This is a genomic window from Streptomyces sp. NPDC028907, from assembly GCF_055564995.1.
The window spans coordinates 254,231-269,727 of record NZ_JBVHVE010000004.1; the positions used below are offsets into that span (position 1 = coordinate 254,231).

The following is a 15,497-nucleotide window of genomic DNA, read 5'->3' on the forward strand; positions in this document are numbered from 1 at the left end:
GCTCAGCCGGCCGGCCGCCGCCGACTACGGCTGGTCGGCCGCCGCGTCCGCGGCCTGCGCCTTCAGTGCCCGTTCCACGCCTGCCCGGGACTCCGAGATCAGGCGCCGCAGGGCCGCGTTCGGCTCCGCGGAGGACAGCCAGGTGTCCGTCTTGTGCAGGGTCTCGTCGGAGACCTGGATCGACGGGTACAGGCCGACGGCGATCTGCTGGGCGATCTCATGGGAGCGGGCGTCCCAGATGTCCTTGACCACCTCGAAGTACTTGTCCGCGTACGGCGCGAGGAGCTCGCGCTGGTCGGTCTGGACGAAGCCGACGATCACCGCTTCCTGGAGGGCGTTCGGGAGCTTGTCGGAGTCGATGACCGACGACCAGGCCTCGGCCTTGGCCTCGGGGGTCGGGCGGGCGGCGCGGGCGGTGGCGGCGTGGCGCTCGCCGGCCGCTGTCCTGTCCCGCTCGTACTCGCCGCCGATCTCCGTCTCGTCGAACCGGCCCACGGCCGCCAGACGCTGTACGAACGCCCAGCGCAGCTCCGTGTCGACGGCCAGCCCCTCGACCGACTGGGAGCCGTCCAGCAGGGCCTCCAGGAGGTCCAGCTGCTCCGGCGTACGGGCCGTCGCCGCGAACGCCCGCGCCCACGCCAGCTGGTGGTCGCTGCCCGCCTCGGCGGACCGCAGATGGGCCAGCGTGGCGTCCGTCCAGCGGGTCAGCAGGGCCTCACGGGCGGCCGGGGCGGCGTACAACTCGATCGCCAGCTTCACCTGGCGCTGCAGCGACTGCACGACACCGATGTCGGACTCCTTGCCGATGCCCGACAGGACCAGCGAGAGGTAGTCGCGGGTGGCGAGCTCGGCGTCGCGCGTCATGTCCCAGGACGACGCCCAGCACAGGGCGCGGGGCAGGGACGCCTCGAAGTCGCCGAGGTGCTCGGTCACGAACGCCAGGGACTCCTCGTCGAGGCGGACCTTCGCGTACGACAGGTCGTCGTCGTTGAGGAGGACCACGTGCGGGCGGCGGGTGCCCGACAACTGCGGTACGGCGGTCAGTTCGCCGTCCACGTCGAGCTCGACGCGCTCGTCGCGCAGCAACTTGCCGGAGGCCTCGTCCAGGTTGTACAGGCCGACCGCGACGCGGTGCGGGCGCAGGGTCGGCTCACCCTTCGCGCCGGTCGGCAGCGCCGGGGCCTCCTGGCGGATCGCGAAGGAGGTGATGACGCCGGCGGCGTCCGTCTCGATCTCGGGCCGCAGGATGTTGATGCCGGCCGTCTCCAGCCACTGCTTCGACCAGCTCTTCAGGTCACGCCCCGAGGTCTCCTCCAGGGCGCCCAGCAGGTCGGACAGGCGCGTGTTGCCGAAGGCGTGGCGCTTGAAGTACGCCTGCACGCCCCGGAAGAACTCGTCCTCGCCGACGTAGGCGACGAGCTGCTTGAGGACGGAGGCGCCCTTGGCGTAGGTGATGCCGTCGAAGTTGACGAGCACGTCGTCCAGGTCGCGGATCTCCGCCATGATCGGGTGGGTGGACGGCAGCTGGTCCTGGCGGTACGCCCACGTCTTCATCTGGTTCGCGAACGTGGTCCACGAGTGCGGCCAGCGCGACTCGGGCGCGTACGCCTGGCAGGCGGCCTCCGCGTAGGTGGCGAACGACTCGTTCAGCCACAGGTCGTTCCACCACTCCATGGTGACGAGGTCGCCGAACCACATGTGGGCCAGCTCGTGCAGGATGGTGGCGGCGCGCTGCTCGTACGCGGCGTCGGTGACCTTCGACCGGAAGACGTACTGGTCGCGGATGGTGACCGCACCGGCGTTCTCCATCGCGCCCGCGTTGAACTCCGGCACGAACAGCTGGTCGTACTTCTTGAACGGGTACGCGTAGTCGAACTTCTCCTGGAACCAGTCGAAGCCCTGCCGGGTCACCTCGAAGATGGCGTCCGAGTCGAGGTACTCGGCGAGCGACGGCCGGCAGTAGATGCCGAGCGGGACGGACTGGCCGTCCTTCTCGTAGACGCTGTGCACGGAGTGGTACGGGCCGACGATCAGCGCGGTGATGTACGTCGAGATGCGCGGCGTCGGCTCGAAGGACCAGACGTTGTCCTTGGGCTCCGGGGTGGGCGAGTTGGAGATCACCGTCCAGCCCTCCGGGGCCTTCACGGTGAACTGGAACGTGGCCTTCAGGTCGGGCTGCTCGAAGGACGCGAAGACGCGTCGGGCGTCCGGGACCTCGAACTGGGTGTAGAGGTAGGCCTGCTGGTCGACCGGGTCGACGAAGCGGTGCAGGCCCTCGCCCGTGTTGGTGTACGCGCAGTCGGCGACGACCCGCAGGACGTTGCGGCCCTCCAGCAGGCCCGGCAGGGCGATCCTGGAGTCCTTGAAGACCTCGTCCGCGTCGAGCGGGTCTCCGTTGAGGGTCACCTCGTGGACGGTCGGTGCCACGAGGTCGATGAAGGAGTCGGCGCCGTTCTCGGTGACGTCGAAGCGCACCGTGGTCACGGACCTGTAGGTACCGCCCTCCTGCGCGCCGGAGAGGTCGAGATCGATCTCGTACGAGTCAACGGTGAGCAGCTTCGCCCGCTGCTGCGCCTCTTCGCGAGTCAGGTTTGTGCCAGGCACGCGGTCATCTCCTCGATATGTGTGGGTTGCGCCATCCTTCCACGGGACCTGCACGGAGCGCGATGTCCGTTTACCGCCGGTGGGCGGGGCGTACGCGCGTGAGGCTGGGGTCATGACGACCTACCACGTACGTCCCATCGAACCGACGGCCCTGAAGGAGCTGCGCTCTGCTGACGACGGGGGACGCCGGATGGTTCCCGTGACCGACGACGAGGGCGGCGCACCCCTGCGCTGCTGTCTGCGCCGCAGTGCCCCCGGCGAGCGGATCGCCCTGGTCTCGTACGCGCCGCTGCGGCGCTGGGCGGCCGCGAACGGGGCCGATCCGGGGGCCTACGACGAGCGGGGTCCCGTCTTCGTCCACGCGGAGGAGTGCGCGGGGCCGGACGGCGACGGGCTCCCGTTCACGAATACGCATCGCGTGGTCCGGCGGTACTCGGCCGAGGGCCACATCCTGGGCGGTCGGCTGGTCGAGGACGCGGGCGAGTTCACCGCGGCGTTCCGGGAGGCGTTCGAGGATCCGTCCGTGGCGCTCGTCCACGTCCGGGCCGTCGAGTACGGATGCTTCCTCTACGAGGTGCGCGGGACCTGAGTGCCGGCGTACGCCGCCGTCCCCGACGGGCCCGCGGCCACCCCCCGCAGCGCCCCCAACACCCTCCCCACCACCGGCCCGTCCACCCCACCCCTGCGCACAGCCGCCACCACATGCCGAACGGGCCGCTCCTCCCCCAGCTCCCGCATCACGACCCCGCCCCTCGGCACGGCGGCCATACGAGGGACCAGCGCCACTCCCATCCCGGCCTCCACCATCGCCAGGATCGCCGTCCACCCGGCCGCCGAGTGGCCCTGCCGGGGGCTGAAGCCGGCCGCCTCGCACGCGCCCCGGGTGATGTCTGACCACGGCCCGCTTCCGCCGAAGATCCAGTCCTCGGCGGCGAGGTCGGCCAGCCGCAGCGGTTCGGTGGTCGCGAGCTCGTGGCCCTTGGGGAGGGCGACGTCCAGCGGGTCCGTCAGCAGCGGCACCCGGGTGAAGCGCGGGTCTCCCACGACCGGTGCCTGTGCCGCGAGGGAGAGCGCGAGGTCGACCTCTCCGGCGGCCAGCAGTTCGTACGCCTCCGCGGCCTCGGCCTCCCGCACCCTGACGACCACGCCGGGATGCGCGGCCCGCAGCGCCCGTACGGCCGGTACGACCAGCGCCGGGACCGCCGTGGAGAAGGCGCCCACGCGCACCTCCCCGACCTCGCCCCGGGTGTACGCGGCCAACTCGGCGTCCGCCCGCTCCAGTTGCTCGAACACGGCCTCGGCGTGCCGCAGCACCAGCCGGGCCGCGTCCGTCAGCCGCACCCGCCGCCCCTGCGCCTCCAGCAGCGGCACCCCGACCTGCTTGGCGAGGTTCGTCAGCTGCTGCGACACCGCCGACGGTGTCATCCGCAGCGCCTCGGCCGTCGCCGTCACGGTCCCGCGTTCCCGCAGCGTCCGCAGGATCTGAAGCTTCCGGATGTCCCACTCGACCATGGCGGCAACCTACGTCACCGCCGCGCCGTCGCGCCGAGGACGACCCCGCCGAGGATCAGCGCCATGCACAGCGACTGCGCCCAGCCGGTCGTCTCGCCGAGGAGCGCCCAGGACAGCAGGGACACGCACACCGGCTGGAGGTAGTACACGACCCCGGCGCGGCTCGGACCGACCAGCGCGATCGCCCGGTTCCAGGCGAAGAAGGCGAGGGCGGAGGAGGCGATTCCGACGTAGAGGATCGGCAGGATCGTCCCGGGCGTCGGCTCGAAGCCTCCCTGCACCGCCACGCTCACTCCCTGCGCGGGCAGCAGCAGGACCGTACCGACCAGGAACGTGGTGAACAGGAAGGCCGCACCGCCCAGTTCGGCCGGCCTGCGCCGCAGCAGTCCGCTGTAGGACCCGAAGCAGCAGGCCGCCGCCACCATCCACAGGTCCCCGGCCGCGAAGCCGGCCCCGCCCGCGCCACTCCCGATCAGCAGCACGACGCCCGCGCAGGCCACCAGCAGTCCCACGACCCGGCGCCCGCCCAGCCGTTCCCCCGAAGCCCGCTCGAACGCGGCCATCAGCACCGGCGAAGCAGCCATGATCATGCCCATGTTGGCGGCCGGTGTGGTCAACCCTGCCTGGTTGACGAGGGTGTTGTAGGCGGTGACGCCGAGGAGGGAGGCGAGGAGTACGAAGCCGAGGTGACCGCGGATCGTCTCGCGCTGCCGCCAGGCCCGCCGGGCCCCGAAGGGCGCCACCGCGACCAGCGCCACCAGCCATCTCCAGAACGCCTGCTGCACCGGCGGCACGCTGTCGTGCAGCGCCCGGGAGGTGACGAAGCTGCCGGACCAGACGACGGTGGCGAGCGCGGCGAGCGCGATGCCGAGTACGGCTGTTCTGGGGAGGAGGGTCGGGCTTGTTGTCCTGGGGAGGACGACGGTCACGGAGATCCTTTCGCTGGTCCGAAGTCGTTCTACCGTCGCCCCGCCTGAACTGTTATGTCCATCGAATCTTTTCGACGATTCACTTCAGCGAAACTGAACGATCTCCCAGCGGCCACCCGCCCGGCCCCGATCTGCCCCACCACCGTCGCCCCGAACGCGAGCACCATCCCCGCCACCTGAACCGGCGTCAGCGCCTGCCCGAGCGCCGCCCAGCCGACCACCGCGGCGGTCAGCGGGGACAGCGGCCCGAGGAACGTGACCTGCGTGGCGGTGAGGCGGCCGATGCCGCGGAACCAGAGCCAGTACGCGAGGGCCGTGTTGGCCAGCGCGAGGTAGAGGTAGCCGCCGATCGCCGGGGCGTCGAGCGCGGGCGGCGCCCCCTCGACCAGCACCGCGAGCGGCGCGATGAGCAGACCGCCGGCCGTCAGCTGCCACCCGGTCAGGGCGAGGGGACCGACGCCGTCCGGGCGTCCCCAGCGCTTGGTCAGCACCGTGCCCGTGGACATCGAGGCGGTGGAGGCGAGGGCCGCGAGGACGCCCAGCGCGTCCAGGGCACCGGCCGCCTTCAGCACGACCAGGCTGACGCCGAACGCGGCCACGACCGCGGTGAGCAGCGTCCGTACGGTCGGCCGCTCCCCCAGCAGCAGCGCCGCCAGCCCCGCCACGAACAGCGGCCCGACCGAGCCCACGACCGCCGCCATGCCGCCCGGCAGCCGGTACGCGGACAGGAACAGCAGCGGAAAGAACGCGCCGATGTTCAGCGCGCCGAGCACCGTCGACTTCCACCACCATTCGCCCCGCGGGCGGACCCGGGCGAGGGCGAGCAGCAGCAGGCCCGCGGGGAGGGCGCGCAGCAGGCCGGTGAACAGAGGGCGGTCGGGCGGCAGGAACTCGGTGGTGACCGCGTAGGTCGTGCCCCAGGAGACGGGGGCGAGCGCGGTGAGGAGTATCAGTGCACCCATGGCTCGGCACACACCCTTCAAAGTAGGTCGATGGAAAGTAGCTTAGCTGTAAGCTACTTTCCGTCAAGCCACTTTCTTGCGACCGAGCGTCCTACGACCGATACTCGACACATGAGTGAACGCCCGCAGCGCGACGACCCCGTCGACGCGATCATCGACCAGTGGGCGGCCGTGCGGCCCGACCTCGACACCAAGGCGATGGAGGTCTTCGGGCGGATCTTCCGCCTCTCGCGCACGATGGGCGACCGCATGGAGAAGGCCTACGCGCCCTACGGCATCTCGCGCGGCGAGTTCGACGTCCTGGCGACCCTGCGCCGCGCCGGTGAGCCGCACACGCTCTCGCCCCGCCAGTTGTCGGCGACGCTGATGCTCACCACCGGAGGCATGACCGGCCGCCTCGACAAGCTGGAGCGGGCCGGCCTGCTGCGCCGCTCCCCCGACCCGCACGACCGCCGCGGTCTGCAGGTCACCCTCACCGAGAAGGGGTTGCGGCTCATCGACGAGGCGGTCGGCGCCGGGCTCGCCGCCCAGACGCAGGCCCTGTCCGCCCTCGACGCCGAACAGGCCGACCGACTGGCCGACCTGTTGCGGGAGTTGCTCGCGGGGACGCCCGAGTCCCGGTAGCCCGGCAGCCGGGCAGCCGGGCAGCCCGGCACGTGGGCCGAGCGCGGGGTTGGCCCTCAGCCCACCTGCTCGGCGAGCGCGGCCTCGACAGCCCGCACGTCCGCCGCGTCCGCCCCGTCCGCCGCCCACGCCACGTACCCGTCAGGCCGCACCAGCACCGTCGTCCGGCGGTCGCTCGCCCAGCGTTCCACCGTCAGCCGGTCCTTGCGGGAGCCCAGGTCCCCGGGCGCTCCCGCGTCCTTCGGAGTGATCAGCACGAACCGCCCGCCGCGCAGAGCCTCGTACAGCCGGCCGCCCTCCAGCGCGACATCCGGGACGCGGGTGCCGACCAGGCGGTGGGATCCGCGTGGGGCGGGGTACCGGTAGCCGATGCCCGAGACCTGGGCCAGGGCCTTCGCCCTGGCAGGGCGGGCCGCGTTGACGAAGGCGGAGACGAGGGCGCGTACGGCACGCAGAGCCGGGTTCTGCGCCCGCGCCAGCCGGACCAGGCCGCCGCTGCTGCGCAGCACCGCCTTGCCGACCGGGTGACGCTCGGAGTGGTAGCTGTCCAGGAGGCTCTCGGGCGCCGAGCCCTTGACGACGGCGGCGAGCTTCCAGCCGAGGTTGGCCGCGTCCTGGAGTCCGGTGTTCATGCCCTGCCCGCCGGCCGGCGAGTGGACGTGCGCGGCGTCGCCGGCGAGGAAGACCCGCCCGACCCGGTACTCGGGCGCCTGGCGCTCGTCGCTGTGGAACCGGGAGAGCCAGCGGGCGTCGTGCATGCCGTAGTCGGTGCCCAGGGCGCGCCGGGTGACCTCCTTGATCTCGTCGAGGTCGAGCGGGGCGTCGTCGGGGACCTCGTGGCGGCGGTTCCAGCCCATGACGCGGTACCAGCCGTCACCGAAGGACGCGATCATCGCGAAGGCGTCACCGGCGCCATTGACGGTGAGCACGCCGTCCGGCCGCTCGGCGAGCCGTACGTCCGCCAGGAACAGGGACTTGATGACGGAGACGCCGGGGAAGGGCAGGCCCACGGCACGGCGTACGGCGCTGCGGTGGCCGTCCGCGCCGACGACGTAGGCCGCGCGGTGCGTGACGACCGTCCCGTCCGGGCCGCGCACGTCGAGGTCGACCCCGCTGTCGTCCTGCCGCAGCCCGACGACCTCGCTCTCGAAGCGGAACTCGACGCCGAGCTCCCGCGCCCGCCGCTCCAGCAGCCGCTCCACCTCGTACTGCGGGGTGATGAGCAGGAAGGGGAAGCGGGACGGGAGCGTGCCCAGGTCGAGGGCGAGTCGCCGGAAGAGGCGCAGCTCGGTGATGGTGCTGCCGGTTGCGAGCAGCTGGTCGGCGAGGCCCCGGGCGTCGAGCTGCTCCAGGGTGCGGGCGTGCACGCCGAAGGCGCGGGAGAGGTTGCTGATCTCGTGGGGGCGCTTCTCGACGAGGGTGACGGGTACTCCGGCGGCGGCGAGGTCACCGGCCAGGAGGAGGCCGGTGGGGCCGGAGCCGACGACCAGGACGGGGGTGGGGTGGTTGGTGCCGGTGCCAGTACCAGTACCAGTGCCGTTCATGGTGGCCTCCTGGGTGCCAACGCATGTCTGCCAACGCTTGCTTGCCAACGCTTGCTTGCCAACGTTTATTGGTCAACGCTTGTTTGCCAACGCTTGTTGGCTAAACGTAGGGCCCACACCTCACACCTGTCAACGCTTGTTGGCCCACACATGTTGGCCTACGGTTGTTGACATGACCTCAAGCTCGTCCTCCACCCCCCGCCGTTCCGAAGCCACCCGCACGGCGATCCTCGACGCGGCCCGCGAGCGCTTCGCGGCCGACGGCTATGAGCGCGCCACCATCCGGGCCATCGCCAAGCACGCGAACATCGATCCGTCGATGGTGATGCGCTACTACGGCAACAAGGAGGGCCTGTTCGCGGCGGCCGTCTCGATCGACCTCAAGCTGCCGGACCCGGCGTCCCTGTCCCGGGACGACGCCGGACGGACGCTGGTGACCCACTTCGTGGACATGTGGGAGAAGAACGAGGTGCTCACGGCCCTGCTCAGGGTCGGCGCGACCAACCAGGCCGGGGCCGAGCGCATGCGAGGCATCTTCGCGGACCAGTTGCTGCCGGTCGCCCGCCGGGTCTGCCCCGACCCCGAGCAGGCTCCGGCGCGGGCCGCGCTGGCCTCGTCGCAGCTGCTCGGACTGGCGCTCACACGCTACGTCCTGCGCTTCCCGCCCGCCGTGGCACTGGCCCCCGAGGAGATCGTGGCGTGGCTGGCGCCCACCGTGCAGCGGTATCTGACCGCGCCCTACCCGGCGTAGGCCGCACCCGGCGCATACCTCGCCCGGCGGAGAACGCACCGAGGGCGCCGACCTCGTCGACGTACGGCGGATGCGTGTACGTACGACAGGGTCGGCGCCCTCGGGGAAGACCGGGGTACGGCCGAGATACAGCCGGGTCGGGCGGAAGCCCTGGTCAGGCCTTCGCCTTGGCCTTTGCCTTCGGCTGGCGGTCCGTGGAGCGGTCCAGGACCATCACGAGGCCCGCGATGACCGCGAACAGCACGAGCGGGGCCAAGACGAACTGGCCCAGCGTCTCCATGACGCTCAGGCCCGGGCCGGGGTCGTCGCCGTCGTCACGCGCGAGCGCGAGCGCGGGGGACGACATGAGCAGCATCATCAGCGTCGTACCGGCAGCCAGGGCGCCGGCGCGCAGGGCGTTCTTCTTGTCCACGGGGCCAAAAGTACCGAACCCCACGACGGGCCGCGCGCCCGGGGTGCCGTATGCGAGGCGTATGCGAGGTCAGGCGGGCCCGGCGCACCCGGCCCGCAGCACCTCCACCAGTGCCCGCACCCGCGCCGACCCGGCCAGCTCCTCCAGGGTCACCGCCTTGCCCTCCGCGTCCGCGATGGGCAGCCGCCAGTTCGGGTACTGGTCCCAGGTCCCCGGCAGATTCTGCGGGCGGCGGTCGCCCACGCCGTCCGGGAGCCAGACGCCGACCATGCGGGCCGGGGTGCTCAGCAGGAAGCGGTGGACGGCCTGGATCTCGGCCTCCTCCTCCGAGACGCAGTGTCCGCCGTGGGTGCCCCGCAGCAGCCCGAGCCGGGACAGCAGCTCCAGCCACTCGCCGGTGTCCGCCGTCGCTTCGGCGCGCTCCTGCTCCAGGGGGCGGGTCAACAGGCCAAGTCCGTCGCGGAGTTCGACGTGGTCGCCGGTGAGGCGGGCGGCGGTGGGCGGCAGGTCGTGGGTGGTGGCGGTGGCGAGGCAGTCGGACCGCCAGGCGTCGGGTGGCAGGGGGCGGCCGTCGCCGTCCCAGTCCCGTTCGAACCAGAGCACCGAGGTGCCGAGCACGCCCCGCGAGCGCAGCGTCTCCCGTACGCCCGGCTCCACCGTGCCGAGGTCCTCCCCGATCACCACCGCGCCGGCCCGGGAGGCCTCCAGCACCAGGATCGCGAGCATGGCCTCGGCGTCGTAACGGACGTACGTGCCCTCCGTGGGCGGATGCCCCTGCGGCACCCACCAGAGCCGGAACAGCCCCATCACGTGGTCGATGCGCAGCGCGCCCGCGTACCGGAAGAGCGCCCTGAGCAGGCGGCGATACGGCTCGTAGCCGGACTCGGCCAGCCGGTCCGGGCGCCAGGGCGGCAGGCCCCAGTCCTGGCCGCGCGCGTTGAAGGCGTCCGGGGGTGCCCCGACCGACATCCCGGCCGCGAAGTACTCCTGTTGTGCCCAGGCGTCCGCGCCCCCGGGGTGCACGCCGACCGCCAGGTCGTGGACGATCCCGACCTGCATCCCCGCCTCCCGCGCGACGCGCTGGGCGGCGGTCAGCTGGGTGTCGGTGAGCCAGGCCAGACGGCAGTGGAAGTCGACGCGGTCCATCAACTCGCCCCGCGCGCGGGCGGTTTCCGGCGACCGTGGATCCCGTAGCCCCGCGGGCCATCGCTGCCAGTCCGAGCCGTGCACCTCGGCCAGCGCGCACCAGGTGGCGTGGTCCTCCAGCGCGCGGCCCTCCCGCGCGAGGAAGTCGACGTAAGCGGCCCGTCGCCCCGGTCCGAGCGGCACCTCGCGCACCAGTTCCAGCGCCTCCCGCTTGGCCTCCCAGACGGCGTCCCGGTCGATCAACTCCCCCTTCTCCAGCACCGCCTCCCGCAGCCGCCCGGCCCGCTCCAGCAGGGCGTGTTCGCGCTCGCGGTCCTCGACGTGGGCGAACTCGGGCACGTCCTCGATCCGCAGATGCACCGGGTCGGGGAAGCGCCGGGAGGAGGGACGGTAGGGGGAGGGGTCGGTGGGCGCTCCGGGCACGGCCGCGTGCAGGGGGTTGACCTGTACGAATCCGGCGCCGAGCGCGCGGCCGGCCCAGGCGGCCAGTTCGGTGAGGTCGCCGAGGTCGCCCATGCCCCAGGAGCGGCGGGACAGGAGGGAGTAGAGCTGGACGAGCAGGCCGTACGAGCGTGTGGCGGGGGTGGGCAGTCGGGGCGGGGCGACGACCAGGTGGCTGGTGGCCGTACGGCCGTCGGGGGTGGTGGCGGTCAAGCGGTGGACGCCGGGCGGGAGTTGGCCGGCGTCCGCGCGGGTCTCGCCCTGCTCGGTCTCGATGTGCAGTCGGGTGCCGGAGGGCAGGGCGGCCAGCGCCTCGGGTTCGGCGCCGCTCCAGCACACCAGCGTCGGCGGCAGCAGGCGCTCGCCCAGCTCGCGCTCACGGGCGGCGAGCGCGGCGCCGACGGCGTCGGGGGTGCTCGTGTCGATGCCGAGGGCGGTCAGGACGAGGGTGAGCGCGGCGGCGGAGGCCGTGACCGTGCGGTCGGCGGACGGCTGGTAGGAGGTGGCGACGCCGTGCAGCTCGGCGAGGAGCGACAGGGCGTCGGAGGGGGGACTCTCAGGACCCGCGGGGTCCTCGGCAGGGGCTTCGGCCGACCGCTGTCCTGTCATCTACGGCCTCGTGGAGTACATGTCCAAGTCCATACCGGTGTCCATACCCAGGTCCGTGCCCATGTCCCAGTTCGCGGCCTCGCTCGTCAGCGGCGCGGCGTCGGAGAGCGGCGGCTCGCTGGTGAGGGGCTCGGCGTCGGGGAGGGGCGGTTCGCTGGTGAGGGGGGTTTCGAAGCAGGCGCCCTCGGCGCTGAAGACGCAGGCGTGCATCTCGGGCTCGATGGGCGCCTCAGGTTTGGACAGGGCCGATGCTGTGGCCACGGGGGCCTCCTTGTCGAGTACGACGTGGGGTTACCGCCAGCCCTACCCAGCTAACGCGGCGGCAGACGTACAGAGACGAACAACGTGCCTCTCCTCACATTCTGTTCCGCACATCCTGTTGCCAGTAGCGCTCCTGTCGGATCATTTTACTGATCACTATTCACTCAGTACATGTACTCGGTTAATAATGATCGGCATGAGCACCCGCCACATCCTGTTGGGACTGCTCGCCACGGGGCCGAGCCATGGCTACGACCTCAAGCGACGGCACGACGAACGCTTCCCGCAGGCCCGACCGCTGGCCTACGGGCAGGTCTACACGACCTTGCAGCGGCTGGTCCGCGACGGGCTCGCCGAGGTCGACGGCACCGACTCGGACGGCGGCCCGGAGCGGACCATGTACCGCTCGACGGAGAACGGAGCGCGCGAACTGGCCGACTGGGCCGGGCAGATCGCGCCGCCCGCGCCGTTCGTGGCGAACGAGATCTTCGCCAAGGTCGTCGTGTCGATCCTGTCCGGCGGCGACGCCGAGGCCTATCTGCGCGCCCAGCGCGCCGCCCACATGGCGCGGATGCGGGAGCTCACGGCGGTCAAGACCGCGCAGGGCACCGACCTCGCGACCGTGCTCTCGGCGGACTACGCCCTCAACCACCTCGACGCCGACCTCCGTTGGATGACGACCACGGCGGCCCGGCTCACCACCCTGACCGCGGAGGTCGACGCAGGATGAGCAACACAGGGGGAAGCGCGGTGCCGCTGCTGGCGGCCCGTGACCTCGTCAAGGCGCACGGCAGCACCGAGGCCCTGCGCGGCGCCTCGGTCGAGCTGCGGCAGGGCGAGATCCTCGCGGTCACCGGCGCCAGCGGCAGCGGGAAGTCCACGCTGCTGCACTGCCTCGCCGGCATCGTCCGCCCGGACACCGGCTCGGTGACGTACGCCGGGGAGCGGCTGGACCGGCTGCCGGAGAAGCGGCTGAGCGAGCTGCGGCGTACCGAGTTCGGCGTGGTCTTCCAGTTCGGGCAGCTCATACCCGAGCTGACGGCCCTGGACAATGTCGCCCTGCCGCTGCTGCTCGCCGGTGTCCGTCGGCAGGCGGCGCGCGAGCGGGCCGGTGAGTGGCTGGAGCGGTTCGGGGTGCGCGGGCAGGAGGAGCTGCGGCCCGGCGAGATGAGCGGCGGCCAGGCCCAGCGGGCGGCCCTGGCCCGGGCGCTGGTCACCGGCGCGAAGGTGGTCTTCGCGGACGAGCCGACCGGGGCGTTGGACTCGCTGGCGAGCGAGCAGGTGATGACGGCCCTGACGCACACGGCCCGCGAGTCGGGTACCGCGGTGCTGCTGATCACGCATGACGCCCAGGTGGCGGCGTACGCGGACCGCGAGGTGCGGCTGGCCGACGGGACCGTGGCGCCGCTGGAGGTGGCCGCGTGAGGGCCGATCTCCGGCTGGCCTGGGAGCTGACCCGGGGCTCGGACCGGCGCGAGTGGTGGCGGGTCGGGCTCACCGCGGTCGGGGCGGCGCTGGCGACCGGGTTCGCGCTGGCGGGTGTCGCGCTGGCCTCGCTCGACGGCTATGTCCCCATGCCGTTCGCGGACGGCTTGCTGGACGACCCCCGCCAGCGCGCCGGGGTGGTCTTCAGCCTGGCACTTCTGCTCATTCCGGTACTCGGCTTCCTCGGCCAGACCGCGCGTATCGGCGCCGTCCACCGCGACCGGCGGCTCGCGGCGCTGCGGCTGTCCGGTGCCACTCCCTGGCAGGTGCGTCGGATCGCCGGGCTGGAGGCGGGGCTGGCCTGTCTGCTGGGCTCGGCGCTCGCCACCGCGGCCGCGGTGCCGGTGCTGCTGTCCCTGTGGAGCAGTCCGACCGCGTTCGCCTGGGCGGGGATGACCGTGGTCGCGCTGGCGGTACCGGCGCTGGGTGCGGCTACGGCCGCGCTGGCGTTGCGCCGGGTGGTGGCGTCACCGCTCGGCTGGGTGCGCCGGGTGCGGACCGCCCGGCGTCCGGGGTGGATGTCCCTGGTGGCGGCCCTGCTGCTCGCGGCGTCGGCGGGGCTGGCCCTGCTGACCCCTCTGTTCGACAGGCCCCACGTGTTGTCCCCCGTTCCGCTGGTCGTCCTGGCCCTGACCCTGGTGGTCGGCGCCGCGGCGGTGCTGCTGACGGGCTGGTCCTCGGGCCTGCTGGGCCGCACCCTCGCCGCCCGGGCCCAGCGCCCGGCGGTGCTGATCGCGGCGGAACGGCTGCGCGAGGACCCGTGGGCGGCGGCCCGCACCCACGCGGCCGTCCTGCTGGTGACGGTCATCGGCACCGGTTTCGTGGGAGTACGGCAGGTGCTGCTCGCCGAACTGCACGCCATGAGCCGGGTGGACCAGCTCGGCATGGACATGGAGTTCTATACGACGGGCCTCGATCTGACGGCGGCCGCGGTCCTCGTCGCTCTCGGGCTGGTCCTGTCCGCTCTCGCCGTCGGCACCGCCGAGTCCCTGGCCACCCGGCGCCGGGGCCTGGCGGCGCAGAACGCGGCCGGGGTGCCGCGCGGGGTGCTGGCCCGGGCGCTGTTCCTGGAGACCGCGCTTCCGCTGGCCCCTGCGGTCGCGGTGGCGGGCGCCGGCGGCATGGCGATCGGCGTCTGGTACGCGTCGCTCACCACGGAGTACGTGGTGCACGCGGTGCCGTACGTCTCCCTGCTGGTGCCCCTCGCGGTGTACGCCTGCTGCCTGCTGGCCGCGGCCACCTCACTGCCGCTGCTGCACCGCTCGGTCCGCCCGGCGGAGCTGCGGTACGTGTGAGAGCCGTGCCGCGGCTCGTGTGAGAACGGCCGTGCGGCCGCGCGACGTCCGGCCCCGGGGGCACGGGGGACCCTCGGAGCCGGATGCCGCGGGCCCCACGGCAGGCATGCGAAGGCCCGGACGTCAGGCGGAAATGCCGTCGATCCGGGCCATGGCGTCCTCCGCGCCGTACGGCACCAAGTACGGCAACCAGCGCGGGTCCCTGTGCCCGGTCCCGATGATGCGCCAGGCGAGACCGGTGGGTGGCGCGGGTTTGTGGCGCAGCCGCCAGCCGATCTCGAAGAGATGTCGATCGGCCTTCACGTGGTTGCAGCGGCGGCAGGACGCCACCACGTTGTCCCAGACGTGCTTGCCCCCGCGGCTGCGCGGAATGACATGGTCGACGCTGGTTGCGACGCCACCGCAGTACATGCACCGGCCCCCGTCGCGCGCGAAGAGCGCCCTACGGGTAAGAGGAACGGGTCCCCGATAGGGAACCCGGACGAATCGCTTGAGCCGGACCACGCTGGGTGCGGGGACTGTGACGGTTGCGCTGTGCATGAAGGCGCCGGACTCCTCGAGGCATACGGCCTTGTTCTCGAGGACGAGGACGAGCGCGCGGCGGAGCGGTACGACGCCGAGTGGCTCGTACGACGCGTTGAGGACCAGGACATGCGGCACGGATGCCTCCTTGGGCGTCGGCGGCGCGTGGCTCGCGCCGGGACGATCTGTAGTCAGTCTCCCCTCTTGCCTGGTGAAAGCGCCACCATGTCCCGGTAACGGGCTGGGAGTGTTTTCGACCACATCTGATTCATCCCCAGGACGACGAACTGTCCATCCCACCAGTTCATCCCCAGGTGGGCACCATTCCTCCCTCGAACATGGCGCCGATCCACACACGATGCCCCGATAGTGTGGTGGGCCTGCCCTACCGGTGACCTTT

At 72.3% G+C, this 15,497-nt stretch carries 15 protein-coding genes; 6 read left to right on the forward strand and 9 right to left on the reverse strand.

Annotated features, from left to right (window positions below):
• Window positions 1-24 precede the first annotated feature (24 nt).
• Window positions 25-2,604: an aminopeptidase N gene (gene pepN, locus ACZ4UU_RS13800; protein WP_468039569.1), complete on the reverse strand. Its 2,580-nt coding sequence runs from the start codon at window positions 2,602-2,604 to the stop codon at window positions 25-27.
• A 112-nt stretch (window positions 2,605-2,716) separates the two neighbouring features.
• Between pepN and ACZ4UU_RS13805 the strand changes: the two genes are divergently transcribed.
• On the forward strand, window positions 2,717-3,193 hold the full coding sequence (locus tag ACZ4UU_RS13805) for a DUF1203 domain-containing protein (RefSeq protein WP_468039570.1): 477 nt from the start codon (window positions 2,717-2,719) through the stop codon (window positions 3,191-3,193).
• On the opposite strand, the gene ACZ4UU_RS13810 is transcribed toward ACZ4UU_RS13805, so the two are convergent.
• The 3 genes from ACZ4UU_RS13810 to ACZ4UU_RS13820 are packed head-to-tail and all read right to left on the reverse strand — an operon-like array spanning window position 3,172 to window position 6,007.
• The gene (locus ACZ4UU_RS13810; RefSeq protein ID WP_468039572.1) at window positions 3,172-4,116 is read right to left on the reverse strand and encodes a LysR family transcriptional regulator; all 945 of its coding nucleotides are present in this window, start codon (window positions 4,114-4,116) and stop codon (window positions 3,172-3,174) included. The two genes, ACZ4UU_RS13805 and ACZ4UU_RS13810, sit on opposite strands and share 22 nt — an antisense overlap.
• Window positions 4,117-4,130: 14 nt before the next feature.
• Window positions 4,131-5,045: a DMT family transporter gene (locus tag ACZ4UU_RS13815; protein WP_468039573.1), complete on the reverse strand. Its 915-nt coding sequence runs from the start codon at window positions 5,043-5,045 to the stop codon at window positions 4,131-4,133.
• Between the two features lie 29 nt (window positions 5,046-5,074).
• Window positions 5,075-6,007, reverse strand: a complete 933-nt coding sequence (locus ACZ4UU_RS13820; RefSeq protein WP_468039575.1) for an EamA family transporter — start codon at window positions 6,005-6,007, stop codon at window positions 5,075-5,077.
• A gap of 111 nt (window positions 6,008-6,118) precedes the next feature.
• Here ACZ4UU_RS13820 and ACZ4UU_RS13825 point away from each other — a divergent pair, with 111 nt between their 5' ends.
• On the forward strand, window positions 6,119-6,631 hold the full coding sequence (locus ACZ4UU_RS13825; protein WP_468039577.1) for a MarR family winged helix-turn-helix transcriptional regulator: 513 nt from the start codon (window positions 6,119-6,121) through the stop codon (window positions 6,629-6,631).
• Window positions 6,632-6,687: 56 nt separating this feature from the next.
• On the opposite strand, the gene ACZ4UU_RS13830 is transcribed toward ACZ4UU_RS13825, so the two are convergent.
• Complete coding sequence (locus tag ACZ4UU_RS13830) at window positions 6,688-8,175, reverse strand: FAD-dependent monooxygenase (protein ID WP_468039579.1); 1,488 nt, start codon at window positions 8,173-8,175, stop codon at window positions 6,688-6,690.
• A gap of 172 nt (window positions 8,176-8,347) precedes the next feature.
• Here ACZ4UU_RS13830 and ACZ4UU_RS13835 point away from each other — a divergent pair, with 172 nt between their 5' ends.
• Window positions 8,348-8,926, forward strand: coding sequence for a TetR/AcrR family transcriptional regulator (locus ACZ4UU_RS13835; protein WP_468039581.1), 579 nt, complete (start codon window positions 8,348-8,350; stop codon window positions 8,924-8,926).
• 154 nt (window positions 8,927-9,080) lie between these two features.
• Here ACZ4UU_RS13835 and ACZ4UU_RS13840 read toward each other — a convergent pair whose 3' ends face one another.
• The 3 genes from ACZ4UU_RS13840 to ACZ4UU_RS13850 form a co-directional block, all read right to left on the reverse strand.
• Window positions 9,081-9,338 (reverse strand): hypothetical protein, encoded by a 258-nt coding sequence (locus ACZ4UU_RS13840; protein WP_468039582.1) that lies wholly within the window; start codon window positions 9,336-9,338, stop codon window positions 9,081-9,083.
• A gap of 69 nt (window positions 9,339-9,407) precedes the next feature.
• Entirely contained in the window at window positions 9,408-11,534 is a 2,127-nt protein-coding gene (gene malQ, locus ACZ4UU_RS13845) for a 4-alpha-glucanotransferase (RefSeq protein WP_468039584.1), read from the reverse strand.
• Window positions 11,535-11,744 carry a hypothetical protein gene (locus tag ACZ4UU_RS13850; protein WP_468040191.1) on the reverse strand — a complete coding sequence of 70 codons (210 nt, stop codon included), beginning with the start codon at window positions 11,742-11,744 and terminating at the stop codon, window positions 11,535-11,537. It abuts the gene before it with no gap.
• A gap of 247 nt (window positions 11,745-11,991) precedes the next feature.
• On the opposite strand from ACZ4UU_RS13850, the gene ACZ4UU_RS13855 reads away from it, so the two are divergent.
• The 3 genes from ACZ4UU_RS13855 to ACZ4UU_RS13865 are packed head-to-tail and all read left to right on the forward strand — an operon-like array spanning window position 11,992 to window position 14,575.
• Window positions 11,992-12,525 carry a PadR family transcriptional regulator gene (locus ACZ4UU_RS13855; RefSeq protein WP_468039586.1) on the forward strand — a complete coding sequence of 178 codons (534 nt, stop codon included), beginning with the start codon at window positions 11,992-11,994 and terminating at the stop codon, window positions 12,523-12,525.
• Window positions 12,522-13,220: an ABC transporter ATP-binding protein gene (locus ACZ4UU_RS13860; RefSeq protein WP_468039588.1), complete on the forward strand. Its 699-nt coding sequence runs from the start codon at window positions 12,522-12,524 to the stop codon at window positions 13,218-13,220. Before ACZ4UU_RS13855 ends, ACZ4UU_RS13860 begins: the two co-directional genes overlap by 4 nt.
• Window positions 13,217-14,575 (forward strand): FtsX-like permease family protein, encoded by a 1,359-nt coding sequence (locus ACZ4UU_RS13865; RefSeq protein ID WP_468039590.1) that lies wholly within the window; start codon window positions 13,217-13,219, stop codon window positions 14,573-14,575. Before ACZ4UU_RS13860 ends, ACZ4UU_RS13865 begins: the two co-directional genes overlap by 4 nt.
• Window positions 14,576-14,698: 123 nt before the next feature.
• Here the strand turns inward: ACZ4UU_RS13865 and ACZ4UU_RS13870 are convergent, their stop codons facing one another.
• Window positions 14,699-15,235, reverse strand: coding sequence for an HNH endonuclease (locus ACZ4UU_RS13870; RefSeq protein ID WP_217207240.1), 537 nt, complete (start codon window positions 15,233-15,235; stop codon window positions 14,699-14,701).
• Window positions 15,236-15,497: the final 262 nt, after the last annotated feature.